Genomic DNA, 25459 nt, shown 5'->3' with positions numbered 1-25459 from the left:
ATTAAGTTTTAAATATTATTAAAGTTCAGCGAACAAAGTTGGTTATACTCTTGAATAGCAAAGCGATCAGTCATACCGGCTATATAATCGGCAATAATTCTAGCTTTACTATTCGGATTGTTAGAATCTATTTGTATCTTCCAATTAACAGGCAGTAAATTAACATCCTCCATATAAACCTTAAATAAGCCTTGCACGATCTTAGTACATTTAAGGCTGATTGCAGTAATCCTATTACTTTTGTAAACCCGCTCATGTAGAAATTTTTTAATCTCTTTAATACGTTCGTTAGTTTTTTCTGTAAAATCGACTATTTGATAATTTAGGTTACGTATTTCATCTATATGAGTAATTTTTGCTTTATGTATATTAGTCTTAGTTTGCCATAATAAATCGGTAATGAGTTCATGCATTAGCTTGCGTACCACTTCATATATTAAGCAAGAGGAGCTTATATTCTGATATTTTGATTTAAGTTCAAAAACATGTTGGTCGATATATTTAAGCTCAGCAAGATTATTAAAATCGATAATTTTAGCACCGATACTATCCTCCAAATCATGTGAAATATAGCTAATATCATCAGCAAGTGCTGCTATTTGAGCTTCAGCAGAAGCGTAAGTATTAAGCTCTAAATCATTTTGGCTATTATACTCTTCTATATACTCATTTACCTCGCTGCTTATAGGACCATTATGCTTTACTATCCCTTCTAAAACTTCCCAAGTAAGATTTACTCCTCTATAAGCAGCATATCTTTTCTCAAGTAAAGTTAATATTTTCAGAGATTGAGCATTATGAGAAAAGCCGTTATGCTCTTTCATACACTCATTCAAAGCTCGCTCTCCCGCATGACCAAAAGGTGTATGACCAAGATCATGAGCAAGTGCTATGGTTTCGGCTAAATCACTTGAAAGATTTAAAGTGTTAGCAATCGAGCGAGCAACTGTTGAGACTTCTAAAGAATGAGTTAGCCTATTTCTGTAATGATCGCCCTCATGGTTGATAAAAACCTGAGTTTTATACTGCAAACGCCTAAATGCATTAGTATGGATGATACGATCACGATCACGCTCAAACTCATTGCGGTAAGAGGTCGGTATTTCTCTGTATAATCTTCCTCTGCTTTTAAGCGGATCAGAAGCATATGAAGCTAGCATGGTTATCCTTTATGTTTTATGTAATCGCTATGTTATTTTCCTTGTTGTGTGGCTTGGTTCTACCATTGTCATCCCGTGGCGGCATTGTTACGTGGATCAAAAAACGTTCTCGGTGTCATCTAGTTGCTTGACCACGGGATCCAGAAAACAGTAAAAAGTACTAATAATTTTAGTATTTTAAGTTGGATCCCGCGATCAAGTCGCGGGATGACAACTGGAAAACCGATCCACGCAACAATGCCGCCACGGGATGACATCAAACATATTTCTTGAGCCATGCAACAGTACCAGTTCCTCGCAATGACGTTAAAACTTAACCTACACAACAACGCTACCTTGAAAAAATATAAAATATTAGGTATATTATATAATTTATAAGATTTTTACAAGGTTATTTTAGTGACAATCACAATTACCGATAGAGCTTTTGAGCGGGTAAAGGAATTAATAGAGTTAGAAAAAGATAAGGATTTAGTGCTACGAGTATCCGTTGATAGCGGTGGTTGCTCTGGGCTAATGTATAATTACGAACTAGTTTCCAAAGATACTTTAGAAAAAGATGATTATGTTTTTACTAAACATAATGCTACTGTTATTATCGATCCTATTTCTCAAAAATTTATGTTAGATTGCACTCTTGATTTTATAGAAGAGCTAGGCAGTTCATATTTTAATGTCAGCAACCCACAAGCTAAAGCAAAATGTGGCTGCGGTAATTCTTTTGCGGTGTAATGTTATCCAGTGGGTTGTTGTATAGATCAAGAATCGTCATTGCGAGGAGGCATTGCCCGCGTGGATCATTTTCCCCCGTCATCCTGTGATTTATGAACTAGATGACTACCTTAGGGCGTTTTTCGATCCACGCAACAATGCTTTGCGAGGAGAGCGAAGCTCTGTTGCAATCTCAGGAATTTTATACTACCTCATGAGATTGTTGCGTCGAAACTTGCAGTTTCTCCTCGCAATGACTTTTATTAGAACTTAAGTTTTGTACCGATCAGACCAACAGTACCTTTAGTTTTCTTGTTAGGAGCTTCAGGATAATATACTGGTTTACCTTTAGCTTGGAAATGTGAAATTTCTGCATATGGTAATAAACCTGGCATAATTTTATGTCCTGTAGCTATAGTTATAGTATCCACAGTGTTCTGATATCTTGAAGATTGAAAATAGCTAAGGCTTGTTTTAATAGGACCTTGACCATAAGCGATAGCTCCGTTGTAATAATAAGTATTACGACCATTTTTATGGTATTCAGGAGTTGTTAAACTTTTTCCTAAGCTGCCATAAACCTGAATTCTGGATTAGCTAATTTTGAGATATAGCAGGTTTGTTAGGTTTCATACAGTATGCAATTAGGGCGGATAAGATATGTACAAAGGCATTCCAAATTGATCTATGTCTTGTATGTTCGATCTCGAAAGCACCCTTCAGCACACTAAATACTGTTTCGATAATTGAGCGTTTGCGTAATAATATTTTTTCAAATAATGGCATAAGTTTATTCTTCATTTTCTTCTTTATGCCAGTTACTAACTTGATTCCTTTGCTGTATAGATCATCAAAGAGCTCCTGTTTGATATAACCCTTATCGCCAAACAATAATCCCGTGATATGTTTGGTGATTATCGAAACCGGCGCTCTATCATCTACATTACCAGGCGTTAGTTTTAGACCTTGAATCTCACCTTTTTCGTTAATAACCAAATGTAATTTTAGACCAAAAAAACCAACTTTTTGTTGTTGGTAAATTCCAGTATTAATTAAGCCAGATTTATATTTTCTTCCCATACCTCATTGGGTGTTTTATAACCGAGCACTTTTCTTGGTAAATTATTTTAAAAATCCTCAATTTCTTGTAATTGCTTTATTGTTAATTTTTTTATATCTAAAGATTTAGAGTATACTCTGTGCACCATTGAGTTAATCTTCTCTATCAATGGTTTTTGCCATGGAGAATAAGGATTGCAAAAATATACTTTTCGTTCAGATTTTGGCAATAGTTGTTCATGATTGGTAAATTCTTTGCCATTATCTAACGTTATGCTTTTGATTATATGCGACAATTGTTTAAGTTTTTTATTCATGTTACCAATCACATCTTGTGTTCTTTTTGAACGGTTTAAAGTGAGAAACACTTTTTGTGTTCTGATATCCACAAGAGCGCCTATATTACGACTTTGATTACCTTTGTTAAAAGTTAAATCACCTTCTAAATGACCTATTGCTGCTATCTTTCTATTTATCTCTGGTCTTTCAGTAATGGAAACTCGATTTGGTATTGTAATTCTTTTGTTTCTGATTCTTGTACCATGATGCAACCTATTTTTCCTTTTTCTTGCTAAAGATAAATATAATTTTTGCCTTTGTGCTATAGGAGATGTATAAATAAACTGGTATATACTCTCTGTAGAAATATTGACAGTATCTCGTGATAGTTTACGTCTACCTGAAATTATATCTGGTGAAATACCCTGTGTTAACTGCTTTATTATTTCTGCTCGTAAATTATTATCAATATCTAATTTTCTTTTTCTCTTACCTTGCCTTAAACTGCAAGCAAGTGTGTTAGCCCTATCTGGTCTATAATTATGCCTCATTCTCTTGAGTTCATAACATATAGTGCGCTTTTATCACGGCCAATCTTTGTCCCTATATATCGCGAGCTATAACCACTCTTATTCATTTCGTATATTTTAAATCTTTCATCTATCGTTAAATGAGCCATGATATATCTATATTTAAATGATGCTCCTCGCAGCAGAGCTACGAGGTATCTAAAAAAGTTTTAGTTGTTTCTTATGATATCACGAAGCAGAGCTTCGGGGAATTAAACCCTGAGAGATTAATTAATGGTAGAAATGATTTATTAATCCACTGCTCGCTAATTTTACAAAAATCATCGACAAAACAAAATAATGCAGTAATATCTTTCTTCATGGGGATACTCTTGTTTTTTTGCTAAAAATTATATAGAGTATCTTCTATCCCTTGTAAATACTTACTTCCAAACCTAGATTAATCCAGAATTCAGGTCATAAGAAGCACCGCATGAGAAATTACCATATGTAAAAACTGCACCAAGATTATAAGCTTTTAAGTTAGATAGTTTATAACTGAAGTTTTGACAAACATTCTAATTTTTCTGACTAAAGTAAAAATTTATATTTAAAGTTAAATATTTAGTGCTTTTATCAGCTTAAAAGCGATATTTCTACAATTTAAAGTAAATTATTTGATATATAATACAAATTATAGATTGATACACTCGCCACTTTTTTTAATCTCTCAGGGTTTAATTCCCCGAAGCTCTGCTTCGTGATATACTACTTGAATGGAAGAAAGCAGTTATATACATAAGAGTCATAATGTCACAGTACTAATATATCATTTAGTAACGCCGGCAAAGTATATAGAAGAGTAATATTCAATCAAGAACTAGATGATTATTTGTGTAAAATTTGTGAGCACATAGAAGATCGTTATGAAATTAGATTTTTAGAAATAGGAGTAGATAAAGATCACGTACATTTTTTATTACAGTCAATACCAATGTATAGCCCAACAAAAATAACTCAAATCATAAAAAGTATTACTTCTAAGAAAATGTTTGAGAAATATCCAAATCTTAAAGAAAAATTATGGGGAAGTGAGTTTTGGAGTAAAGGATATTTTATGAGCACAGTAGGTAAACATGGTGATGAGCAGAAATTACGTAATTATGTACAGAATCAAGGTTCAGGCAAACCTTCTTATAAAGCATTTCAACAAAAACAGTTAAAGCTTTTTGGATAGATACCTCGTAGCTCTGCTGCGAGGAGCATCATTTGCTCCGTTAGAGCATTCCGGTTATATTGATAAGCAATTATTTAATCAGTGGGTAGGTGAGCTATTATGCCCATCACTAACACCTGGACAATGTGTAATAATGGATAATGCGAGTATTCATAAGTCACCGTTGGTAAAGGAATTAATAGAAAAAGCGGGTTGTACTCTTATTTATCTACCGGTCTATTCTCCAGATTTAAATTCTATTGAACACTGTTGGGCTAATTTTAAAAATTACTTGAGAAAAATTATTAAAAACTTTAAAGATTTTCGTGATGCAATAACGGCAGCAATGGTAAAAACCTTCCCGTGTTAGCTATACTCTTGTTTTTTTTGCTAAAATTATATAGAGTATCTTCTATCCTTTGTAAATACTTACTTCCAAACCTAGATTAATCCAGAATTCAGGTTATAAAGATAAAAATAATTTCTCATTTTCTTAAAGTAGGTTTATACTTCTAGTATATAACAACATTAAGGGTGTATATGACCAGTGAAAATAATAATACAGAATTTGCCGAATTAAAGATTAGAGATAAAATATTCAAATTACCCATACTGACAGCAAGTATTGGGCAGGATGTAATTGATATTAGTAAAGTATATTCTGAAGCGGATTGCTTTACTTACGATCCCGGTTTTATGTCTACTGCCTCGTGTAGATCAACTATAACTTATATAGATGGTGATCAAGGGATTTTGCGGCATCGTGGTTATGATATAAAAGATTTAGCCGAAAAAAGCGACTTTTTAGAGGTGGCATATTTATTGATTTATGGGGAATTACCAAATAGTAAGCAGTATAATGATTTTACTAAAAAGGTTGCTCATCATGCGTTAGTTAATGAAAGATTACATTATTTATTCCAAACGTTTTGTAGCTCTTCGCATCCTATGGCTATTATGCTTGCGGCGGTTGGTTCTCTTTCGGCATTTTATCCTGATTTGCTGAATTTTTTTAAAGAAGCAGATTATGAACTTACAGCTATTAGAATGATAGCTAAAATACCAACTATTGCTGCAATGTCTTATAAATATTCTATAGGTCAGCCTTTTGTTTATCCCGATAATTCTTTAGATTTTACTGAAAATTTCTTGCATATGATGTTTGCCACACCTTGTGAAAAATATAAAGTAAATCCAGTAATAAAAAATGCCTTAAACAAAATATTTATTTTACATGCTGATCATGAGCAAAATGCTTCTACTTCAACAGTTAGAATTGCCGGCTCATCGGGAGCTAACCCTTTTGCTTGTGTCAGTACTGGTATTGCATCGCTTTGGGGACCTGCTCATGGCGGAGCTAATGAAGCAGTGATAAATATGCTGAAAGAAATAGGCAGTGTAGAGAATATACCTAAATATATAGCGAAGGCTAAAGATAAAAATGATAATTTTAGGCTAATGGGCTTTGGTCATCGTGTATATAAAAACTATGATCCGCGTGCTGCAGTGCTTAAAGAGACCTGCAAGGAGGTGTTAAAAGAATTAGGGCAGCTAGATAACAACCCATTACTACAAATAGCGATAGAGCTTGAAGCTATCGCTCTTAAAGATGAGTATTTTATTGAGAGAAAATTATATCCAAACGTTGATTTTTATTCGGGTATTATTTATAAAGCGATGGGTATACCCCCACAGATGTTCACAGTGCTTTTTGCCACGGCAAGAACAGTAGGCTGGATGGCACAATGGAAAGAGATGCACGAAGACCCTGAGCAGAAAATCAGCAGACCAAGGCAGCTTTATACTGGTCAAGTTCATAGAGAATATAAGACTATTAAAGAGAGATAAATTTTGATATAATGCGTTTTTAAACAGCGTATCGTCATTGCAAGCGAAGAGATGCAGATTAAAAACTTCTTCGGTGTCATCCCATGGCTTGGGATCCAGCCCAGTATGAAGCGAGCTTTTTTTATTTGTATTTTTTATTATTTTCTGGATCTAGTTCCCAAGCCACGGGATGACAGGATTAAAGCTGTTACGGAATGACAGGACTTACAACGTTACAACAAAGGTTATATGAATTTTATTGATGAAGTGAAGATATACATAAAAGGTGGGAATGGTGGCAATGGTTGCGTTAGTTTCCACCGTGAAAAATTTATTGACCGAGGTGGTCCTGATGGTGGTAACGGCGGACGTGGCGGTAGTATTATTTTTAGAAGCAATCACCATCTTAATACGCTAGTAAATTATAGATATAAGCAGCATTTTATCGCAGATAGTGGTGAAAATGGTAAAGGCTCAAATAAAAGCGGTAAATCGGGTAAATCTCTAACCCTTGATGTGCCGATCGGTACACAAATCTTTGCAGAAGATAGCGATATATTGCTGCATGATTTTACCGAAGATGATCAGACTTTTGAAATAATTAAAGGCGGAAATGGTGGTCTTGGTAATAGCCATTTCAAAACATCAGTCAATCAAGCACCAAGACGTAGAACAGAGGGCGAAATTGCTGAAGAAATGTGGGTTCAGCTAAGCCTGAAACTTCTTTCCGATGTTGGGCTTGTTGGGCTTCCTAATGCCGGTAAGTCTACCTTTTTATCAGTGGTATCGGCAGCTAAACCTAAAATCGCCGATTATCCATTTACTACTTTAGTGCCGAATCTTGGAGTAGTGTATATTGATGATGAAGAGTTTGTTATAGCCGATATTCCAGGCTTAATAGAGGGAGCTAGTCAAGGGCATGGCTTAGGCGATAAATTCCTGAAGCATATTGAAAGATGTAACGTGCTGATTCACTTAATAGACGGCAGTAGCGAAGACGTTGTGGCTGATTATAATATAGTACGCACGGAACTTGAATCTTATTCAGATTATTTAAAAGATAAAACCCAAATTATTTGCCTTAATAAAATCGATGTTTTAACTGATGAAGAAATAGCAGAAAAAACAACTCAATTGCAAAAAATCACTGGTAAAGAAATGTTCCCAATCTCTACCTATACCAATACTGGTATCACAAAAATAATCAAACTAGCCCTTCAGACTATTAAGGATTAATTGTCATTGTGAGGAGAGGCTCTGTCTCATCAATTGTGTAAATTTCGTGAACCATTAAATTCTACCATCAAATTTGATCATAAAATGAGCCATAGCTTCATTCCAATTGGGGATAGGCATAGACCATTTTTTGGTAATATAATCAATTGTCAGATATAAAACCTTAAATAGTCCGTCCGCCAAAACTCTACAAGCCTTATAGATAATATGGTTTTAAGACAAGAAGTAATACAACAATCCGTAAGAAAATGATAAAATATGGTCATAAACCTTATGGATTTCAGTCAATGCCAATAGACAACATTATCAAATCGCAAGAACAAGGGAAACTGTTTGGTTATAAATTAAAAGAAGAATTAAACCCAAATAATAAGCTATATAAATTAAGAGAATTAATAAATTGGTCTAGGCTCGAAGAGTGGTTATCAAAAAATGTTTGTATTAAGAAATTTGGTAGAAATAGAAAATGTCATAGAGTGATGCTTGGCATAACGATGCTACAAGCAATGTATAATTTTTCAGATTCATTATCAGAGGAAGAGCTAAAAGAGAATATGTATTGGCAGTATTTCTGCGGGTGGGAATGGCTTTGTTGCATAAATAAAATTTGTAGAGCAAGAGTGGTGATAATCTGGTAAGATGTCCTGAATTAAAAATAATCCAGATTATATGAGATCTCGGAAGAAAGCCCCTTTTAGTAAATCACGCAAGTATTCTAAATATAAAATAACGAATTGGTCAGAATATAATAATTTTTTACGCAATAGGGGTCGCATAGATTTTATGATTGCCAGTGATTTGGCGATTGGCTGGTATGCTGATTACAGAGAGGAAATGAAACGAGGAAGACCTAGACGCTATAGTGATCACGCTATATTACAGTGTTTGAAGATCAGATGCTTATTCGGTCTTAAGTTACGCCAAACCCAAGGCTTTATAAACTGGCTCTTTGAAATATCGGGTTTATCTATTAGATGTCCAGACTATACAACATTAAGTAAGCGTATGAAGTCATTAGATCTTAGGTATTTACATGGAAATCAAGATAAAGAATTTAGTTGTATTTCAATGGATAGTACAGGGATACAAGCCTACACAGGGAACGAATGGCTAGAAAATAAGCATGGTAAGCAATATAAGCGTCGCATATGGAAAAAGCTACATATCGTTATAGAAGATCAAGGTATGATACTTGCCGATAGTACCACAGAGCATACTATAGATGATAGATCACAGATTGGACTACTAATAGCTAATGTCAGAGCCAAGGATTTTCTGGGAGATCGAGGGTATGACGGTGAATCTACATATCAATTGTTGAGAAAGAAGAAGATAAAACCAGTTATTAGACCCCCAAACTCTTCAGTAAAAGTTCAATCGCTTAGGGATAAAACTGAGAGAGATGCAGCTGTTATATATCAACAAAACAAAGGATACCAAGTCTATCCGCCAAAAACACTTCAAATCCTGATCATTTGTAATGGGATAGAGTTTTGACAACAAATTGCTAAGATTTTCAATAAAAATTAATAAGTTATGTTAATTTTTACTGATACATTTCTGTGTTGGTCTAATTTTGATATGGAGCTATTGTTAACGATTTTTTATCGTTCATCTAGTTTTTGCATGATGATATTTTTGATTTATGTGGAGTTAGACACGATTTGTAAATGATTTGCAATGCATCGTAAATTCAAACCAATAGCAGAGATTATTGGATTGATAATATCTCCTATCATACCTTTCAAGAAGTTTCTACCCATCCGACCATATTGCTTTAAGTGACCTATTATTGGTTCTATGGCACTGCGTCTCTTGATCATAGACTTGTCCTCTTGTAACAACTTCTTCCGCGTTTTTGGGGTATATACCTTACTCTTCTCCTTTACATTGCTACCACTATACCCAAGATCAACAAATGATTTCTTTATCTTGATTCCAGTGACACTCTCTACTGCTTCAAAGCTCTGATGCAATGTATGACCATCATAAGGATTATTATGAAACGATTTTGCGGATAAAACAAAATTTCTACGACCACTTACTACTACCGCTACTTTATTGCCAAACTCATATGGCTTGTTGCGTTTTCCCTTTCCTATACACTCTACTTCAGGGGCATGAAAACTATATAATACTTTGTTATCTTCTTTATATTGCTTTTTAGCTTCTCTTTTTAAAACAGATTGGTTATGTATTTGTTTTATTTTTTGCAATACTTCTTGATTTTTGAGAGACAAGTTTAATTGCTTATTTTTGATCTCACGCTCACATACTCTAATCAAACGACCCAGTAATATTTTTAAATGCTTCATTATTTTCCAACGCTTCTTGGCTTTACTATGTTCTTTATATTTCCATAGCTTTACTATATCGCGTTTATAGGTTCTAGCGTATGTTTCATTCAAATGTATACCCAAACTGTTGCAAAGCTTTACTATGCTAAGCCTAGCTTTATCCATTAAATAAACATCGTGTGGGTGTTTGATATTCTTAATTTGTACAGTCGTATCAGCGATGATTAATTCCAAATCTTTTTTTTTAATTGTGTTAGTTTTTATCCCAACCCTGATCAACTCCGATAATATCTCATTATATCCAGCTTCACCTAATACACTACGAAACCGTCGTATACTAGTTTCCGAGATAGCTATGTCTTTTTCTATATATTCCCACCCGCAGAAATACTGCCAATACATATTCTCTTTTAGCTCTTCCTCTGATAATGAATCTGAAAAATTATACATTGCTTGTAGCATCGTTATGCCAAGCATCACTCTATGACATTTTCTATTTCTACCAAATTTCTTAATACAAACATTTTTTGATAACCACTCTTCGAGCCTAGACCAATTTATTAATTCTCTTAATTTATATAGCTTATTATTTGGGTTTAATTCTTCTTTTAATTTATAACCAAACAGTTTCCCTTGTTCTTGCGATTTGATAATGTTGTCTATTGGCATTGACTGAAATCCATAAGGTTTATGACCATATTTTATCATTTTCTTACGGATTGTTGTATTACTTCTTGTCTTAAAACCATATTATCTATAAGGCTTGTAGAGTTTTGGCGGACGGACTCACTAATCAGATTCTTACTAAAACTACCATTCCTCGCATTCTCAGTTTCAGCTCTATCATACTTGCTATAACCTAAATGTTCTGACATCTCAGCATGCAGTGCTCGCTCTAAAATACCCTTGGTTAATTCCTTAATTAATCCATTCTGACTTAGTACTGTTTTTAAATCTACTCCACCTTCTATCAGCAAATCTATTGCTTCATTTATTTTTTTATTCTTCTCTATTTGCATTTCTGTTACCTATATTTTTAATTACTTCTAATATAGGCTCAACAAAAATTTACACAATCATTGCAAAAGACTCAAACCCTGAGAGATTAATCCTCCAACACTAGTGCCTGTGATGATCGGGAATAACTCCGTTATAGATTTCCCTGTCCGCTCCTCTATTTCAGAAAGTATCACTAATTCCGCTACCCCCTTTACTCCTCCTCCTGATAAGGATAATATCCGATTACTCTTCACAATCTCGGTTTCTATATTTGATGTTACATTTTGTTCTTTATTGCTCATTGCCTCGTTCATATCTTTTTTGATAACTTTAATTGATACTTATATAATATTTTTCAATAATTACTAGTCAGTCATTATGGCTTTGTTGCATAAATAAGCTTTTGACTGAAGTTTTGACAAATGATGCTCCTCGCAGCAGAGCTACGAGGTATCTATCCAAAAAGCTTTAACTGTTTTTGTTGAAATGCTTTATAAGAAGGTTTGCCTGAACCTTGATTCTGTACATAATTACGTAATTTCTGCTCATCACCATGTTTACCTACTGTGCTCATAAAATATCCTTTACTCCAAAACTCACTTCCCCATAATTTTTCTTTAAGATTTGGATATTTCTCAGACATTTTCTTAGAAGTAATACTTTTTATGATTTGAGTTATTTTTGTTGGGCTATACATTGGTATCGACTGTAGTTAATCACCCTGCATTGTAAATGCAGGGCTTAAGATTACGGCATAAATGCCTTAGCTAGTCTATCCGCCAAAAACACTTCAAATCCTGATCATTTGTAATGGGATAGAGTTTTGACAACAAATTGCTAAGATTTTCAATAAAAATTAATCTCTCAGGGTTTAATTCCCCGAAGCTCTGCTTCGTGATATCATAAGAAACAACTAAAACTTTTTTAGATACCTCGTAGCTCTGCTGCGAGGAGCATCATTAAGTTATGTTAATTTTTACTGATACATTTCTGTGTTGGTCTAATTTTGATATGGAGCTATTGTTAACGATTTTTTATCGTTCATCTAGTTTTTGCATGATGATATTTTTGATTTATGTGGAGTTAGACACGATTTGTAAATGATTTGCAATGCATCGTAAATTCAAACCAATAGCAGAGATTATTGGATTGATAATATCTCCTATCATACCTTTCAAGAAGTTTCTACCCATCCGACCATATTGCTTTAAGTGACCTATTATTGGTTCTATGGCACTGCGTCTCTTGATCATAGACTTGTCCTCTTGTAACAACTTCTTCCGCGTTTTTGGGGTATATACCTTACTCTTCTCCTTTACATTGCTACCACTATACCCAAGATCAACAAATGATTTCTTTATCTTGATTCCAGTGACACTCTCTACTGCTTCAAAGCTCTGATGCAATGTATGACCATCATAAGGATTATTATGAAACGATTTTGCGGATAAAACAAAATTTCTACGACCACTTACTACTACCGCTACTTTATTGCCAAACTCATATGGCTTGTTGCGTTTTCCCTTTCCTATACACTCTACTTCAGGGGCATGAAAACTATATAATACTTTGTTATCTTCTTTATATTGCTTTTTAGCTTCTCTTTTTAAAACAGATTGGTTATGTATTTGTTTTATTTTTTGCAATACTTCTTGATTTTTGAGAGACAAGTTTAATTGCTTATTTTTGATCTCACGCTCACATACTCTAATCAAACGACCCAGTAATATTTTTAAATGCTTCATTATTTTCCAACGCTTCTTGGCTTTACTATGTTCTTTATATTTCCATAGCTTTACTATATCGCGTTTATAGGTTCTAGCGTATGTTTCATTCAAATGTATACCCAAACTGTTGCAAAGCTTTACTATGCTAAGCCTAGCTTTATCCATTAAATAAACATCGTGTGGGTGTTTGATATTCTTAATTTGTACAGTCGTATCAGCGATGATTAATTCCAAATCTTTTTTTTTAATTGTGTTAGTTTTTATCCCAACCCTGATCAACTCCGATAATATCTCATTATATCCAGCTTCACCTAATACACTACGAAACCGTCGTATACTAGTTTCCGAGATAGCTATGTCTTTTTCTATATATTCCCACCCGCAGAAATACTGCCAATACATATTCTCTTTTAGCTCTTCCTCTGATAATGAATCTGAAAAATTATACATTGCTTGTAGCATCGTTATGCCAAGCATCACTCTATGACATTTTCTATTTCTACCAAATTTCTTAATACAAACATTTTTTGATAACCACTCTTCGAGCCTAGACCAATTTATTAATTCTCTTAATTTATATAGCTTATTATTTGGGTTTAATTCTTCTTTTAATTTATAACCAAACAGTTTCCCTTGTTCTTGCGATTTGATAATGTTGTCTATTGGCATTGACTGAAATCCATAAGGTTTATGACCATATTTTATCATTTTCTTACGGATTGTTGTATTACTTCTTGTCTTAAAACCATATTATCTATAAGGCTTGTAGAGTTTTGGCGGACGGACTACCAAGCATGGAGGGTAAAGAATAATTATGGTAGAAGGGAGCGTGTAGAGAACACGTTCTTTCGATTTAAAACTTCTTTTGGTAGTAAGTTTCTATCAAGACATGATCAAAATATGACAAAAGAAATGTCTATTAAATGCCACTTATTAAACAAAATGTTTGAAATTGGTAAACCTATCTCTGTGCCTGTTGGCTAGGCTAGCATTGCGGGGTTAGGGGCAGTATATTCAAAAGCTTATTTATGCAACAAAGCCGTGCGTACCAACAATTATCCAATGCTTTGAACTACGCACATACCAAACATTGGTTACATCACCCTCATAAATTATGGTTATCATAATAATTTATTCATTACAAGAACTTACGCAAAAATAATAGCAAGACTTACGCTATGTTATAGCTAACGCGACTAGAATTATTCCTTAGAATAATGTAAGATAATGATTTTAACTACGGTAGAGATGAAAGCATACAGTCAGGATTTAAGAGATAGGGTAATCAGTCTTCACAAAACCTCTAAATATAGAATAAAAGCAATATCAGACTTATTAGGTATAGAGCGTCATACGATATCAAATTGGATTAGACGTTATAAAGAAAATGGAGACTACAGCTCAAGACAACATCTACAAAGTGGACGTGATGCTAGGTTTACTAATAAGGAGAATATAATTGAATTTTTAGCAAATAATCCTGATAGCCGAGCTATAGATAGGCTCTGTTTCATCAATTGTGTAAATTTCGTGAGCCATTAAATCCTACCATCAAATTTGATCATAAAATGAGCCATAGCTTCATTCCAATTGGGGATAGGCATAGACCATTTTTTGGTAATATAATCAATTGTCGAGTTTTTTGCAATGATTGTGTAAATTTTTGTTGAGCCTATATTAGAAGTAATTAAAAATATATAGCTAACACGGGAAGGTTTTTACCATTGCTGCCGTTATTGCATCACGAAAATCTTTAAAGTTTTTAATAATTTTTCTCAAGTAATTTTTAAAATTAGCCCAACAGTGTTCAATAGAATTTAAATCTGGAGAATAGACCGGTAGATAAATAAGAGTACAACCCGCTTTTTCTATTAATCTCTCAGGGTTTAATTCCCCGAAGCTCTGCTTCGTGATATAGCTAACGCGAAAAGGTTTTTACCATAGTTTTTGTATTTACTCACATATTCACCAGATCTAAATCCTATTAAACATTGCTGGACTAACTTTAAAAACTGTTTACATAAAATTATTGATCAATGCCTAAGTTTTTCCTAATCTATGGTAGAAACATTTCCGTGTTAGCTATATCATAAGAAACAACTAAAACTTTTTTAGATACCTCGTAGCTCTGCTGCGAGGAGCATCATTTAGGATTTAGATCTGGTGAATATGTGAGTAAATACAAAAACTATGGTAAAAACCTTTCCGCGTTAGCTATATATGGAGCTGAGATCAGTGAGAGCCTAATCAGCAGGATTACAGATGAAGTAATAGATGAGGTCAAGATTTGGCAGAGTAGACCTCTTGAATCAGTATACCCTATAGTATATTTTGACTGTTTAGTAGTGAAAGTAAGACAAGATAAACTTATTATTAATAAATCAGTATATGTAGCTTTAGGAATAGATTTATCTGGCAGAAAGGATATTTTAGGCTTATGGATAAGTGACTGAAGTTTTGACAAAAAATTTTTATTAAAAAAAGTGGCGAGTGTATCAATCTATAATTTGTATTATATATCCAATAATTTACTTTAAATTGTAGAAATATCGCTTTTAAGCTGATAAAAGCACTAAATATTTAACCGCATAGCGAAAATCTAGGGAGCTTGCTCCCTAGATGGATAGCGTTATAATATAAGCGTTGGCATATTATAATTTAGTAGAATGGAATTGAGGCGTAATAGTCATCATGTTTTTAGAATAATGTATCACTTTGTGTGGATACCAAAATCAACTAAACGCAATGGATAAAATTGAAAAAGAAACAAAGCAGTTTAACCTATTTTGAAACTCGGTCGCTTGCGGCCGAGTTCTTCATCTTTAAATATAAATTTTTACTTTAGTCAGAAAAATTAGAATTTTTGTCAAAACTTCAGTATAGTAATAGAAAGGGTTTTTAGAACTTTAAAATATAATTGTATCTTTATTAATGATTTTAACAATGTTAAAGCGTTAAAAGAGGGGATTGATCATTATCTGAATAAATATAATTATCACAGATTTCATTCAAGTATTGGTTATAAAAAGCCTATGAATGTATATCTGAATTATATGCAAAATTATCAGCAAATTGCTGCCTGATAATCGAAAAATTAGGAAAACATACTACCCATTTTTTTGTCTTGATTTTTCAGTCCACTATCCCCGTAATATCTGTAAAAAAATATAGGTGATACTTGCTTTTCCTTGACTATATGTTGCTGATACTGGTATACTGATTTAGTATTAAATATCAAAGATTGCATTAAATTTCTAAAGTAAGAGGAACTAATGGCAACTAAAGCTATTGCAACAAGTACTAAACTTTCTAATTTACAGCAACTTAAAAAAGAACGTATTGCTAAAATAGAAGCACAATTAGAGCATCAACAAACTCAGTTACTTCAAAAACGAAAAGAAGAATTGTTTAATATCTTTAAAGCATGTAATGCTTTAACTATTGATGATAGATTGCTAATTGGGTTTCTAAAGTTTGTAAAAAATATTGATGATAAAAATCATCCAATCTTGCATGAGTTTAAAAGTTTAGGGGGAAAAATGAAAATGCCCAGCAAACCAAAATCAGAAAACACAAAAGATGATTAAATTAATCACAAAGAAATTATGGTATACTCGTATGCAATTACAAAAAGCAGTTACTTTTGATCGCAAAGCTGACGCTAGAAAAAAGATTATGCTAGGAGGATTATTTGTTAAAGCTGGTCTTGATTATCTATACCCAGAAAGTGCTTATATTCTTTACGGGATACTGCTGGATTGTAAGGAACAATTAATCTCTCAGGGTTTAATTCCCCGAAGCTCTGCTTCGTGATGTACTACTTGAATGGAAGAAAGCAGTTATATACATAAGAGTCATAATGTCACAGTACTAATATATCATTTAGTAACGCCGGCAAAGTATAGAAGAGTAATATTCAATCAAGAACGAGATGATTATTTGTGTAAAATTTGTGAGCACATAGAAGATCGTTATGAAATTAGGTTTTTAGAAATAGGAGTAGATAAAGATCACGTACATTTTTTATTACAGTCAATACCAATGTATAGCCCAACAAAAATAACTCAAATCATAAAAAGTATTACTTACTAAGAAAATGTTTGAGAAATATCCAAATCTTAAAGAAAAATTATGGGGAAGTGAGTTTTGGAGTAAGGGATTTTTGGAGTAAGGGATATTTTATGAGCACAGTAGGTAAACATGGTGATGAGCAGAAATTACGTAATTATGTACAGAATCAAGGTTCAGGCAAACCTTCTTATAAAGCATTTCAACAAAAACAGTTAAAGCTTTTTGGATAGATACCTCGTAGCTCTGCTGCGAGGAGCATCATAAAGAAAAACTGGTAGAAGGAGCACAGAGATTTAATCTTGATGGCTTGCCTGCAACGCTAGTGACTAAAACAGAAATACCAGTGTTAATTAAAAGGCATAAGCAGAATGTATAGAGATGACGAAATAGCAGAAGATACAATTTCAACATTTAAATATTCCAGAGCAGGTTTAAATGCTGTGGGGATACATAACATAGAACAACTTGCCCTGCTTCTTGAACATCCACATCAATTTAAAATTATTCGAAAATATCAAAAACCTAATTTTTATAAAATTGATGATTCGGTACAAAAGCAAATTGGGGTATTCTTAGATACTGAAACTACAGGTTTATCTCATCATACGAATAAAATTCTTGAACTTGGGATGATCAAGTTTGAATATTGTAAAAGCGGTAATGTTTATAGAATTCTTGATGAGTTTAATGGTTATCAAGATCCGCAAGAACCTATAGCAAGCCATATTACTGAACTTACTGGCATCACCGATGAAATGGTAAAGGATCAAAATATTGATCCATGTGCTGTAGGTAAGTTTTTAGAAGAAGTGGATATTATCATTGCACACAACGCTCAGTTTGACCGACCATTCTTTGAAACAATGTTTCCTACTATCCCTAAAAAGGCTTGGGGATGTTCACGAATTGATATTGACTGGAAAGCTGAGAAAATAGAAAGTCAGAAGTTAGAATATCTTGCCTACAAATATAATTTTTTCTATGAAGGTCATAGGGCTGTGATTGATTGCTTAGCTGGTTTACATATATTAGCACAAACTTTACCTATTTCTGAACGACCAGTATTAAAAGACTTACTTGATAGCTGTCATAAAATAAGGTCTAGAATTTGGGCAAAATATGCTCCTTTTGATACTAAGGATTTACTTAAAGCTAGGGGTTACCGATGGTCTACCCATCCTACAGATAATTACAAAGCATGGATGATTGAAACTTATGAAGATCAACTTGCATCCGAACTAAAATATTTATGTTCTGATATCTATCATGCAGCGTCCATAAATATTCCCATACAAACTATAAATGCTTATAATAGGTTTATTTAATCAATCACTTTCATCTGAGAGATGAAAGAGTTTGGTTTATAGCGACTAAAAGTCGCATATCAAGCTAAAGCTTATTCTAGCCGTATAGCTTAATGCGATAAGGTAGTGACTTATAGTATGAGTTGGATTATACTAAATGAAAAACTTATGGCAAAGGCATATTCATACGATTTAAGAATACGAGTAATAAAAAGTTTAACAGATGGTAAAACAATAAAAGAGACTGCAGAGATATACTCTATTAGTAGGAAGACTATAATAGAGTGGAAAAAATTAAAGAAACAAACTGGCGATGTCAAAGCAAAAAGTGGTTATCATACAGGACATCGTAGAATAATAAGAGACATAGAGGGATTTAAAAAATTTATAGAACTTAATTGTAGAAGTTAAGATTTGATCTTACAGACACTATAAATTTTGCCCCTGATTGTCAGTTAAATTTTGACTGTCAGATACATATTCAAGGTACAAGATTTCATTATTCTTTTCAACAGCTAATTTCTTACTATCCTTAAAACCTGAATTCTGGATTAGCTAATTTTGAGATATAGCAGGTTTGTTAGGTTTCATACAGTATGCAATTAGGGCGGATAAGATATGTACAAAGGCATTCCAAATTGATCTATGTCTTGTATGTTCGATCTCGAAAGCACCCTTCAGCACACTAAATACTGTTTCGATAATTGAGCGTTTGCGTAATAATATTTTTTCAAATAATGGCATAAGTTTATTCTTCATTTTCTTCTTTATGCCAGTTACTAACTTGATTCCTTTGCTGTATAGATCATCAAAGAGCTCCTGTTTGATATAACCCTTATCGCCAAACAATAATCCCGTGATATGTTTGGTGATTATCGAAACCGGCGCTCTATCATCTACATTACCAGGCGTTAGTTTTAGACCTTGAATCTCACCTTTTTCGTTAATAACCAAATGTAATTTTAGACCAAAAAACCAACTTTTTGTTGTTTTACCCAAAGCAGCAATACCGGCAAAGACTTTATTACGAGAGATTCTTTTTCGATGACAAACCTCTAAAGATGTGGCGTCAATATAAGAAACTCCCGTAGATTGAGCTGCCTGCATATACCATTCAAGTAATAAAACTAAATAACTCAGAACTCTTGGTTTTAGAGCTATAAAACGAGTATATGATGGAAGAGTTACAAAGTCTGATTTATATAATTGTAGATAGGACATATAAAAATATTTAAAGTTTTTACAAGGTGATTGATGGTATAAAAGCACTATTGTTAACAGCTCAGAATAGCTTATTTCAGGCTTTCTTGTAGGGTTTTTATTCAATGATGCTCCTCGCAGCAGAGCTACGAGGTATCTAAAAAAGTTTTAGTTGTTTCTTATGATATCACGAAGCAGAGCTTCGGGGAATTAAACCCTGAGAGATTAATGGTAGAAATGATTTATTAATCCACTGCTCGCTAATTTTACAAAAATCATCGACAAAACAAAATAATGCAGTAATATCTTTCTTCATGGGGATACTCTTGTTTTTTTGCTAAAAATTATATAGAGTATCTTCTATCCCTTGTAAATACTTACTTCCAAACCTAGATTAATCCAGAATTCAGGTTTAAAAGTTTGCATAGGAGTTTTTCCATAACAATATTTACCAGAATGAGGTCTTTCATTATTGAAATACTCTAGCCAGATATCAAGATCTAATTGTAGGTCATCAAGATCTGTATAAATCTTTTTCCGCATAGCTGTATCAAAGAATTCTTGTTTCATGGTTTTATTAAAACGCTCACACATACCGTTTGTTTGAGGAGAATATGCTTTAGTAGTAGTATGCTCTATACCTTCGATACTTAGAAATAATTCAAAAGCATGATGCTCTATATTCCCCTTATATTCTGACCCACGATCTGTCAGAATACGAAGTATTGGTATCCCTTGAGTCTCATACCATGGTAACACTCGGTCATTAAGCATATCAGCAGCAGTTAAAGCTGTTTTATCAGTATATAGTTTAACATCAGCTACTCTGCTGTAGCTATCAATAAATACCTGAGAATAAACCTTACCTATACCCTTAAAGTTGCCTACATAATATGTATCTTGGCATCCTAGATACCCTGGATGCTGTGTCTCAATTTCTCCATGAGCTTCTTTTTCATTACGACGCTTCTCTAGCACTTGTAATTGTGCCTCAGTAAGCACAATACCATCTTGAGCCATTTTTGCTTCTAATGCTTTAAGTCTTTTACTGATGTTGTTTAAATCATTACGTAACCAAATTGATCTTACTCCCCCAGGTGATACAAGTACACCTGTCTTTTTAAGCTCATTTGATACTCTTAGCTGACCATATGCTGGATATTCTATTGCCATATCTAGTACTGCTTTCTCTACAGCAGGATCAACTCTATTCGCTATTATTGGCTTTCTTCGACTAATTTCATACAACGCTTCTTCGCCACCAGTTTCATACAGTTCTTTAAATCTGTAATAACTATCTCTACTATATCCCATCGCTTTACATGCTGATGATATACTACCAAGGCTCTTAGCTAATTCAAGTAAACCTAATTTTGGTTTTATTATTTTTTGATTTAAGTTCATTCTTTATCTCCATTTAATAATTAATTTATTTTACTAAATGTAAGATATAATCTCAACTATTACAACTTAATAAAAATTTTTTGTCAAAACTTCAGTTGCTACCTTTGCTATACTTATTCTCATCTGATTTTACTCTATTTATAGATATTGGTACAGCCCATTTAGGCTGAGCACCGATGCAAACTACACTATATTCATAACCCGCAACTGGTCGGTTATTAGCATTCTGTCTAATATAGCTAACGCGGAAAGGTTTTTACCATAGTTTTTGTATTTACTCACATATTCACCAGATCTAAATCCTATTAAACATTGCTGGACTAACTTTAAAAACTGTTTACGTAAAATTATTGATCAATGCCTAAGTTTTTCCTAATCTGTGGTAGAAACATTTCCGTGTTAGCTATATATGTACGATCAATTGCTTTCTTGGAATCTTTCTTGCTACTCACTGTAGTATCTATTTGTAACCTGAATTCTGGATTAGCTAATTTTGAGATATAGCAGGTTTGTTAGGTTTCATACAGTATGCAATTAGGGCGGATAAGATATGTACAAAGGGGTAAATTCCAGTATTAATTAAGCCAGATTTATATTTTCTTCCCATACCTCATTGGGTGTTTTATAACCGAGCACTTTTCTTGGTAAATTATTTAAAAAATCCTCAATTTCTTGTAATTGCTTTATTGTTAATTTTTTTATATCTAAAGATTTAGAGTATACTCTGTGCACCATTGAGTAATCTTCTCTATCAATGGTTTTTGCCATGGAGAATAAGGATTGCAAAAATATACTTTTCGTTCAGATTTTGGCAATAGTTGTTCATGATTGGTAAATTCTTTGCCATTATCTAACGTTATGCTTTTGATTATATGCGACAATTGTTTAAGTTTTTTATTCATGTTACCAATCACATCTTGTGTTCTTTTTGAACGGTTTAAAGTGAGAAACACTTTTTGTGTTCTGATATCCACAAGAGCGCCTATATTACGACTTTGATTACCTTTGTTAAAAGTTAAATCACCTTCTAAATGACCTATTGCTGCTATCTTTCTATTTATCTCTGGTCTTTCAGTAATGGAAACTCGATGTGGTATTGTAATTCTTTTGTTTCTGATTCTTGTACCATGATGCAACCTATTTTTCCTTTTTCTTGCTAAAGATAAATATAATTTTTGCCTTTGTGCTATAGGAGATGTATAAATAAACTGGTATATACTCTCTGTAGAAATATTGACAGTATCTCGTGATAGTTTACGTCTACCTGAAATTATATCTGGTGAAATACCCTGTGTTAACTGCTTTATTATTTCTGCTCGTAAATTATTATCAATATCTAATTTTCTTTTTCTCTTACCTTGCCTTAAACTGCAAGCAAGTGTGTTAGCCCTATCTGGTCTATAATTATGCCTCATTCTCTTGAGTTCATAACATATAGTGCTTTTATCACGGCCAATCTTTGTCCCTATATATCGCGAGCTATAACCACTCTTATTCATTTCGTATATTTTAAATCTTGCATCTATCGTTAAATGAGCCATGATATATCTATATTTAAATGATGCTCCTCGCAGCAGAGCTACGAGGTATCTAAAAAAGTTTTAGTTGTTTCTTATGATATCACGAAGCAGAGCTTCGGGGAATTAAACCCTGAGAGATTAAAAATTGATTATATCTGGCTTAATTAATTATAGAACTTTCCAAATCCTCAATTTCTTGTAATTGCTTTATTGTTAATTTTTTTATATCTAAAGATTTAGAGTATACTCTGTGCACCATTGAGTTAATCTTCTCTATCAATGGTTTTTGCCATGGAGAATAAGGATTGCAAAAATATACTTTTCGTTCAGATTTTGGCAATAGTTGTTCATGATTGGTAAATTCTTTGCCATTATCTAACGTTATGCTTTTGATTATATGCGACAATTGTTTAAGTTTTTTATTCATGTTACCAATCACATCTTGTGTTCTTTTTGAACGGTTTAAAGTGAGAAACACTTTTTGTGTTCTGATATCCACAAGAGCGCCTATATTACGACTTTGATTACCTTTGTTAAAAGTTAAATCACCTTCTAAATGACCTATTGCTGCTATCTTTCTATTTATCTCTGGTCTTTCAGTAATGGAAACTCGATTTGGTATTGTAATTCTTTTGTTTCTGATTCTTGTACCATGATGCAACCTATTTTTCCTTTTTCTTGCTAAAGATAAATATAATTTTTGCCTTTGTGCTATAGGAGATGTATAAATAAACTGGTATATACTCTCTGTAGAAATATTGACAGTATCTCGTGATAGTTTACGTCTACCTGAAATTATATCTGGTGAAATACCCTGTGTTAACTGCTTTATTATTTCTGCTCGTAAATTATTATCAATATCTAATTTTCTTTTTCTCTTACCTTGCCTTAAACTGCAAGCAAGTGTGTTAGCCCTATCTGGTCTATAATTATGCCTCATTCTCTTGAGTTCATAACATATAGTGCTTTTATCACGGCCAATCTTTGTCCCTATATATCGCGAGCTATAACCACTCTTATTCATTTCGTATATTTTAAATCTTTCATCTATCGTTAAATGATGCTCCTCGCAGCAGAGCTACGAGGTATCTAAAAAAGTTTTAGTTGTTTCTTATGATATCACGAAGCAGAGCTTCGGGGAATTAAACCCTGAGAGATTAAAAATTGATTATATCTGGCTTAATTAATTATAGAACTTTCCGTTTTTTGTATCTTTTATCAGAGCAATATCTTTTAAAAAATCTGCGAATTTGTTGGTTTGAGAAATTATCCTTTTCTGCATCTATAATTTCTTTATGAATACCTATAGCTAGAGGTTTTGCAGGGATAGAGAAGCATAAAGGGTATTTTGTTTGTAGTAGTTTTAAAACTTGTTTGTATTCTGCTTTCCATCTTGCAAGTTTAGCTTTTAAAGCTTCTTGTTGTTCTTGTGCTAATATTTGTGCTTTAGCGACTTTATTGTTGCAAGCATTAGGCTTGAGATATTTAGTAGGTTTAGTATTAGCCGTTTTTTGCTGCAGCATATTTTTATCGATGACCACTACTTGTTTTTGTGGTAGTTGAGGTAAAATAGTTTGCAGCGGCATTGTAAGCTTTAATGTGGATCTAGCAGTTTGCATAATGCTTATGACTCATTGCTTAGTTTGTTGATTTCAGCAATAGATAAACCGGTAACTTGAGAAATAAAATCATAATCAGAGCCAGCAGCAAGCATATTTTTAGCTACTTCATATTTTCCTTTAGCTTCCCCAATCTGCATGCCCTCATTTCTACCAATCTGCATGCCTTTAGCTTCTCCGATCTGCATGCCTTGGACCATTCCTTTTTGAACGCCCTCATCAATATATTTATCAGCAATAGTTCTCATAAGTCCCTCTTGATCTTCTTTTTTTAAGTAGCTAGCTATGATTTTAGCAAGCTCCACTTGTTTATCTTCAGCTATTTTAGCATCACTATACCATAATAACCATTTAATGTAAATGTAGCCATTTTCCTTATCTATTTCAATACTACTTTCAAACTTCTCAAGTAGACTTTGCCATAGATTTAAGATATCACGAGCTTTGATATGTTTGAGCATATACTCCATCATACCAAGATGCTTCTTTTGCTCTATCTCATTATCACTTTGTTGTTGTAAATCTACGAGTAAGTATTCATCTGACATTAGAGCTTTAGCAGTCTTAGTATCTTCAAATAATTCCCAAAAGCTCCTTGGAGCATTATAAGGTTTATCATTTGCATATACTACGATAGGACATATTAGAGGCAACTTACTTTTTTCTTTTGTATTATCCTTATGTCTTTCACATAAAAGAAGCATATACTGCCAAAGTCTAAAAGAGATCCAGTAATCGCTACTAGACTGATGTTCTATAAGTACGTAGACATAAGCTTTATTATGTTCTATATCTTCTATATTATTAATGTTTTTGTTGGTACTGTCTGTATTACCAGCTGCGACATTATCTTGTTTTAAAGAAACAGAGTAAACAACATCACTTAATCTTTTCCTTAAATCTTCAGTAACAAAGCTTTCTTTTTCTATTTTAACACTATTTAGATTAATCTTGTTCTTGAATGACACTGGCAAATAATGCTCTAGAAACTCACGAGCAGCGACCGGCTCACTCATAACCTTTTTAAATAATTCATCATGCCTTGGACGTTCAGAAGAACAGCTATTTTCTAACTGTTGTTGATTATTATGTTCGTTGGTCATGCTTGCAAATCCTTATAATCTTATAGTCATTGTATGTTCTAGTGCTTTTTCTAATCGCAGCTCTTTAATTTCTGTTTTTACCTTAGTAAAGGTTGCATGAATACACTTCTCATTCCACGAAGGAGACATCATTTTTTATGACTTTAAGAATTTTGAAACTGCTATGATTAGCTACTAATATTTGTATGTAAATTATTATAGCATAAATGTGATGATGA

23 protein-coding genes and 12 pseudogenes are annotated in these 25459 nt (G+C 33.2%); 16 read left to right on the top strand and 19 right to left on the bottom strand.

Translation table 11 applies throughout. From position 1 onward, the window contains the following. Positions 1 to 8: 8 nt before the first annotated feature. Entirely contained in the window at positions 9 to 1160 is a 1152-nt protein-coding gene (locus tag AAHI98_RS14985) for a deoxyguanosinetriphosphate triphosphohydrolase (protein ID WP_342226341.1), read from the bottom strand. 119 nt (positions 1161 to 1279) lie between these two features. Then, positions 1280 to 1438, bottom strand: a complete 159-nt coding sequence (locus AAHI98_RS14980) for a hypothetical protein (protein WP_342226699.1) — start codon at positions 1436 to 1438, stop codon at positions 1280 to 1282. Positions 1439 to 1559: 121 nt separating this feature from the next. Here AAHI98_RS14980 and AAHI98_RS14975 point away from each other — a divergent pair, with 121 nt between their 5' ends. Further along, complete coding sequence (locus AAHI98_RS14975; RefSeq protein WP_011477950.1) at positions 1560 to 1892, top strand: iron-sulfur cluster assembly accessory protein; 333 nt, start codon at positions 1560 to 1562, stop codon at positions 1890 to 1892. Between the two features lie 242 nt (positions 1893 to 2134). Here AAHI98_RS14975 and AAHI98_RS14970 read toward each other — a convergent pair. The 4 pseudogenes from AAHI98_RS14970 to AAHI98_RS18850 all read right to left on the bottom strand — a co-directional run. After that, positions 2135 to 2449 (bottom strand): annotated as a pseudogene (locus AAHI98_RS14970) (porin); the annotation flags it as partial. Between the two features lie 19 nt (positions 2450 to 2468). Continuing rightward, a pseudogene (locus AAHI98_RS14965) lies at positions 2469 to 2888 on the bottom strand (IS982 family transposase); the annotation flags it as partial. Positions 2889 to 2923: 35 nt separating this feature from the next. Further along, positions 2924 to 3888 (bottom strand): annotated as a pseudogene (locus AAHI98_RS14960) (IS30 family transposase). Between the two features lie 83 nt (positions 3889 to 3971). After that, positions 3972 to 4100, bottom strand: a pseudogene (locus AAHI98_RS18850) (IS982 family transposase); the annotation flags it as partial. A 394-nt stretch (positions 4101 to 4494) separates the two neighbouring features. Here AAHI98_RS18850 and tnpA (AAHI98_RS14950) point away from each other — a divergent pair. The 4 genes and pseudogenes from tnpA (AAHI98_RS14950) (at position 4495) to obgE (ending at position 7997) form a co-directional block, all read left to right on the top strand. Beyond that, positions 4495 to 4955, top strand: a pseudogene (tnpA, locus tag AAHI98_RS14950) (IS200/IS605 family transposase). Beyond that, entirely contained in the window at positions 4948 to 5304 is a 357-nt protein-coding gene (locus AAHI98_RS14945) for a transposase (RefSeq protein ID WP_342226338.1), read from the top strand. The pseudogene tnpA (AAHI98_RS14950) and the gene AAHI98_RS14945 overlap by 8 nt, the downstream one beginning before the upstream one ends. Before the next feature lie 170 nt (positions 5305 to 5474). Beyond that, positions 5475 to 6782 carry a citrate synthase gene (locus AAHI98_RS14940; protein WP_342226337.1) on the top strand — a complete coding sequence of 436 codons (1308 nt, stop codon included), beginning with the start codon at positions 5475 to 5477 and terminating at the stop codon, positions 6780 to 6782. Positions 6783 to 7010: 228 nt separating this feature from the next. Then, positions 7011 to 7997: a GTPase ObgE gene (gene obgE / locus AAHI98_RS14935; RefSeq protein WP_342226336.1), complete on the top strand. Its 987-nt coding sequence runs from the start codon at positions 7011 to 7013 to the stop codon at positions 7995 to 7997. Between the two features lie 54 nt (positions 7998 to 8051). Here obgE and AAHI98_RS14930 read toward each other — a convergent pair. Next, positions 8052 to 8174: pseudogene (locus tag AAHI98_RS14930) on the bottom strand (IS256 family transposase); the annotation flags it as partial. Positions 8175 to 8245: 71 nt separating this feature from the next. Here AAHI98_RS14930 and AAHI98_RS14925 point away from each other — a divergent pair. Then, positions 8246 to 8635 carry a transposase gene (locus AAHI98_RS14925; protein ID WP_342226335.1) on the top strand — a complete coding sequence of 130 codons (390 nt, stop codon included), beginning with the start codon at positions 8246 to 8248 and terminating at the stop codon, positions 8633 to 8635. Between the two features lie 31 nt (positions 8636 to 8666). Next, positions 8667 to 9494 (top strand): IS5 family transposase, encoded by an 828-nt coding sequence (locus tag AAHI98_RS14920; protein ID WP_342226334.1) that lies wholly within the window; start codon positions 8667 to 8669, stop codon positions 9492 to 9494. Between the two features lie 146 nt (positions 9495 to 9640). Here the strand turns inward: AAHI98_RS14920 and AAHI98_RS14915 are convergent, their stop codons facing one another. The 5 genes and pseudogenes from AAHI98_RS14915 to AAHI98_RS14895 all read right to left on the bottom strand — a co-directional run bounded on the left by AAHI98_RS14915 (position 9641) and on the right by AAHI98_RS14895 (position 13728). Next, positions 9641 to 11002, bottom strand: coding sequence for an IS5 family transposase (locus tag AAHI98_RS14915; protein WP_342224717.1), 1362 nt, complete (start codon positions 11000 to 11002; stop codon positions 9641 to 9643). A gap of 74 nt (positions 11003 to 11076) precedes the next feature. Continuing rightward, a pseudogene (locus tag AAHI98_RS14910) lies at positions 11077 to 11307 on the bottom strand (transposase); the annotation flags it as partial. Between the two features lie 72 nt (positions 11308 to 11379). Continuing rightward, a pseudogene (locus AAHI98_RS14905) lies at positions 11380 to 11595 on the bottom strand (patatin-like phospholipase family protein); the annotation flags it as partial. A 152-nt stretch (positions 11596 to 11747) separates the two neighbouring features. Continuing rightward, entirely contained in the window at positions 11748 to 11990 is a 243-nt protein-coding gene (tnpA, locus tag AAHI98_RS14900) for an IS200/IS605 family transposase (protein ID WP_342225571.1), read from the bottom strand. 376 nt (positions 11991 to 12366) lie between these two features. Continuing rightward, positions 12367 to 13728, bottom strand: coding sequence for an IS5 family transposase (locus tag AAHI98_RS14895; RefSeq protein WP_342224717.1), 1362 nt, complete (start codon positions 13726 to 13728; stop codon positions 12367 to 12369). Between AAHI98_RS14895 and AAHI98_RS14890 the strand changes: the two genes are divergently transcribed. Together AAHI98_RS14890 and AAHI98_RS14885 are read left to right on the top strand one after the other, a co-directional pair. Further along, a complete protein-coding gene (locus AAHI98_RS14890; RefSeq protein WP_342226333.1) occupies positions 13711 to 14004 on the top strand; it encodes a hypothetical protein in 294 nt (97 codons plus the stop codon). The two genes, AAHI98_RS14895 and AAHI98_RS14890, sit on opposite strands and share 18 nt — an antisense overlap. Before the next feature lie 243 nt (positions 14005 to 14247). Continuing rightward, positions 14248 to 14562 (top strand): helix-turn-helix domain-containing protein, encoded by a 315-nt coding sequence (locus tag AAHI98_RS14885; RefSeq protein WP_342226332.1) that lies wholly within the window; start codon positions 14248 to 14250, stop codon positions 14560 to 14562. Positions 14563 to 14721: 159 nt separating this feature from the next. Here the strand turns inward: AAHI98_RS14885 and AAHI98_RS14880 are convergent, their stop codons facing one another. After that, entirely contained in the window at positions 14722 to 14892 is a 171-nt protein-coding gene (locus tag AAHI98_RS14880; RefSeq protein ID WP_410526270.1) for a transposase, read from the bottom strand. 344 nt (positions 14893 to 15236) lie between these two features. On the opposite strand from AAHI98_RS14880, the pseudogene AAHI98_RS14875 reads away from it, so the two are divergent. The 7 genes and pseudogenes from AAHI98_RS14875 to AAHI98_RS14850 form a co-directional block, all read left to right on the top strand. Beyond that, positions 15237 to 15467, top strand: a pseudogene (locus AAHI98_RS14875) (transposase); the annotation flags it as partial. 432 nt (positions 15468 to 15899) lie between these two features. Continuing rightward, positions 15900 to 16103, top strand: a complete 204-nt coding sequence (locus AAHI98_RS18315; RefSeq protein WP_410526272.1) for an integrase core domain-containing protein — start codon at positions 15900 to 15902, stop codon at positions 16101 to 16103. 189 nt (positions 16104 to 16292) lie between these two features. Then, on the top strand, positions 16293 to 16607 hold the full coding sequence (locus tag AAHI98_RS14870; RefSeq protein WP_342226331.1) for a hypothetical protein: 315 nt from the start codon (positions 16293 to 16295) through the stop codon (positions 16605 to 16607). Between the two features lie 31 nt (positions 16608 to 16638). Next, complete coding sequence (locus tag AAHI98_RS14865; protein ID WP_342226330.1) at positions 16639 to 16833, top strand: conjugal transfer protein TraD; 195 nt, start codon at positions 16639 to 16641, stop codon at positions 16831 to 16833. A gap of 12 nt (positions 16834 to 16845) precedes the next feature. Next, positions 16846 to 17321, top strand: a pseudogene (tnpA, locus tag AAHI98_RS14860) (IS200/IS605 family transposase). A gap of 138 nt (positions 17322 to 17459) precedes the next feature. Beyond that, the gene (locus AAHI98_RS14855; protein ID WP_342226329.1) at positions 17460 to 18416 is read left to right on the top strand and encodes a 3'-5' exonuclease; all 957 of its coding nucleotides are present in this window, start codon (positions 17460 to 17462) and stop codon (positions 18414 to 18416) included. A gap of 117 nt (positions 18417 to 18533) precedes the next feature. Then, complete coding sequence (locus tag AAHI98_RS14850) at positions 18534 to 18806, top strand: IS630 transposase-related protein (RefSeq protein WP_342226328.1); 273 nt, start codon at positions 18534 to 18536, stop codon at positions 18804 to 18806. Positions 18807 to 18950: 144 nt separating this feature from the next. Here AAHI98_RS14850 and AAHI98_RS14845 read toward each other — a convergent pair. The 6 genes and pseudogenes from AAHI98_RS14845 to AAHI98_RS14815 form a co-directional block, all read right to left on the bottom strand. Continuing rightward, positions 18951 to 19911 (bottom strand): annotated as a pseudogene (locus AAHI98_RS14845) (IS982 family transposase). A gap of 44 nt (positions 19912 to 19955) precedes the next feature. Further along, entirely contained in the window at positions 19956 to 20999 is a 1044-nt protein-coding gene (locus AAHI98_RS14840; protein ID WP_342226327.1) for an IS481 family transposase, read from the bottom strand. A gap of 579 nt (positions 21000 to 21578) precedes the next feature. Then, positions 21579 to 22540, bottom strand: a pseudogene (locus AAHI98_RS14830) (IS30 family transposase). A 139-nt stretch (positions 22541 to 22679) separates the two neighbouring features. Further along, complete coding sequence (locus AAHI98_RS14825; protein WP_342226669.1) at positions 22680 to 23570, bottom strand: IS30 family transposase; 891 nt, start codon at positions 23568 to 23570, stop codon at positions 22680 to 22682. A 136-nt stretch (positions 23571 to 23706) separates the two neighbouring features. Then, entirely contained in the window at positions 23707 to 24138 is a 432-nt protein-coding gene (locus tag AAHI98_RS14820) for a ProQ/FINO family protein (RefSeq protein ID WP_342226325.1), read from the bottom strand. A gap of 5 nt (positions 24139 to 24143) precedes the next feature. Next, positions 24144 to 25241, bottom strand: coding sequence for an Rpn family recombination-promoting nuclease/putative transposase (locus AAHI98_RS14815; RefSeq protein WP_342226324.1), 1098 nt, complete (start codon positions 25239 to 25241; stop codon positions 24144 to 24146). Positions 25242 to 25459 lie beyond the last annotated feature (218 nt).

It is taken from the genome of Rickettsia endosymbiont of Urophora cardui, from assembly GCF_964030725.1.
Lineage (GTDB): Bacteria > Pseudomonadota > Alphaproteobacteria > Rickettsiales > Rickettsiaceae > Rickettsia.
This window is presented reverse-complemented; position numbering and strand designations above follow the sequence as displayed.

Bases quoted from the DNA above. Each gene is read 5' to 3' on its own strand.
- AAHI98_RS14890 (WP_342226333.1), top strand. From the start codon at position 13,711: ATGACCATATTTTATCATTTTCTTACGGATTGTTGTATTACTTCTTGT.
- AAHI98_RS14895 (WP_342224717.1), bottom strand. From the start codon at position 13,728: ATGATAAAATATGGTCATAAACCTTATGGATTTCAGTCAATGCCAATA.
- obgE (WP_342226336.1), top strand. From the start codon at position 7,011: ATGAATTTTATTGATGAAGTGAAGATATACATAAAAGGTGGGAATGGT.
- AAHI98_RS14940 (WP_342226337.1), top strand. From the start codon at position 5,475: ATGACCAGTGAAAATAATAATACAGAATTTGCCGAATTAAAGATTAGA.
- AAHI98_RS14915 (WP_342224717.1), bottom strand. From the start codon at position 11,002: ATGATAAAATATGGTCATAAACCTTATGGATTTCAGTCAATGCCAATA.
- AAHI98_RS14820 (WP_342226325.1), bottom strand. From the start codon at position 24,138: ATGCAAACTGCTAGATCCACATTAAAGCTTACAATGCCGCTGCAAACT.
- AAHI98_RS14885 (WP_342226332.1), top strand. From the start codon at position 14,248: ATGATTTTAACTACGGTAGAGATGAAAGCATACAGTCAGGATTTAAGA.
- AAHI98_RS14840 (WP_342226327.1), bottom strand. From the start codon at position 20,999: ATGAACTTAAATCAAAAAATAATAAAACCAAAATTAGGTTTACTTGAA.
- AAHI98_RS14865 (WP_342226330.1), top strand. From the start codon at position 16,639: ATGCAATTACAAAAAGCAGTTACTTTTGATCGCAAAGCTGACGCTAGA.
- AAHI98_RS14980 (WP_342226699.1), bottom strand. From the start codon at position 1,438: ATGGCTCAAGAAATATGTTTGATGTCATCCCGTGGCGGCATTGTTGCG.
- AAHI98_RS14920 (WP_342226334.1), top strand. From the start codon at position 8,667: ATGAGATCTCGGAAGAAAGCCCCTTTTAGTAAATCACGCAAGTATTCT.
- AAHI98_RS14815 (WP_342226324.1), bottom strand. From the start codon at position 25,241: ATGACCAACGAACATAATAATCAACAACAGTTAGAAAATAGCTGTTCT.
- AAHI98_RS14925 (WP_342226335.1), top strand. From the start codon at position 8,246: ATGATAAAATATGGTCATAAACCTTATGGATTTCAGTCAATGCCAATA.
- tnpA (WP_342225571.1), bottom strand. From the start codon at position 11,990: ATGTATAGCCCAACAAAAATAACTCAAATCATAAAAAGTATTACTTCT.
- AAHI98_RS14855 (WP_342226329.1), top strand. From the start codon at position 17,460: ATGTATAGAGATGACGAAATAGCAGAAGATACAATTTCAACATTTAAA.
- AAHI98_RS14985 (WP_342226341.1), bottom strand. From the start codon at position 1,160: ATGCTAGCTTCATATGCTTCTGATCCGCTTAAAAGCAGAGGAAGATTA.
- AAHI98_RS14850 (WP_342226328.1), top strand. From the start codon at position 18,534: ATGAGTTGGATTATACTAAATGAAAAACTTATGGCAAAGGCATATTCA.
- AAHI98_RS14870 (WP_342226331.1), top strand. From the start codon at position 16,293: ATGGCAACTAAAGCTATTGCAACAAGTACTAAACTTTCTAATTTACAG.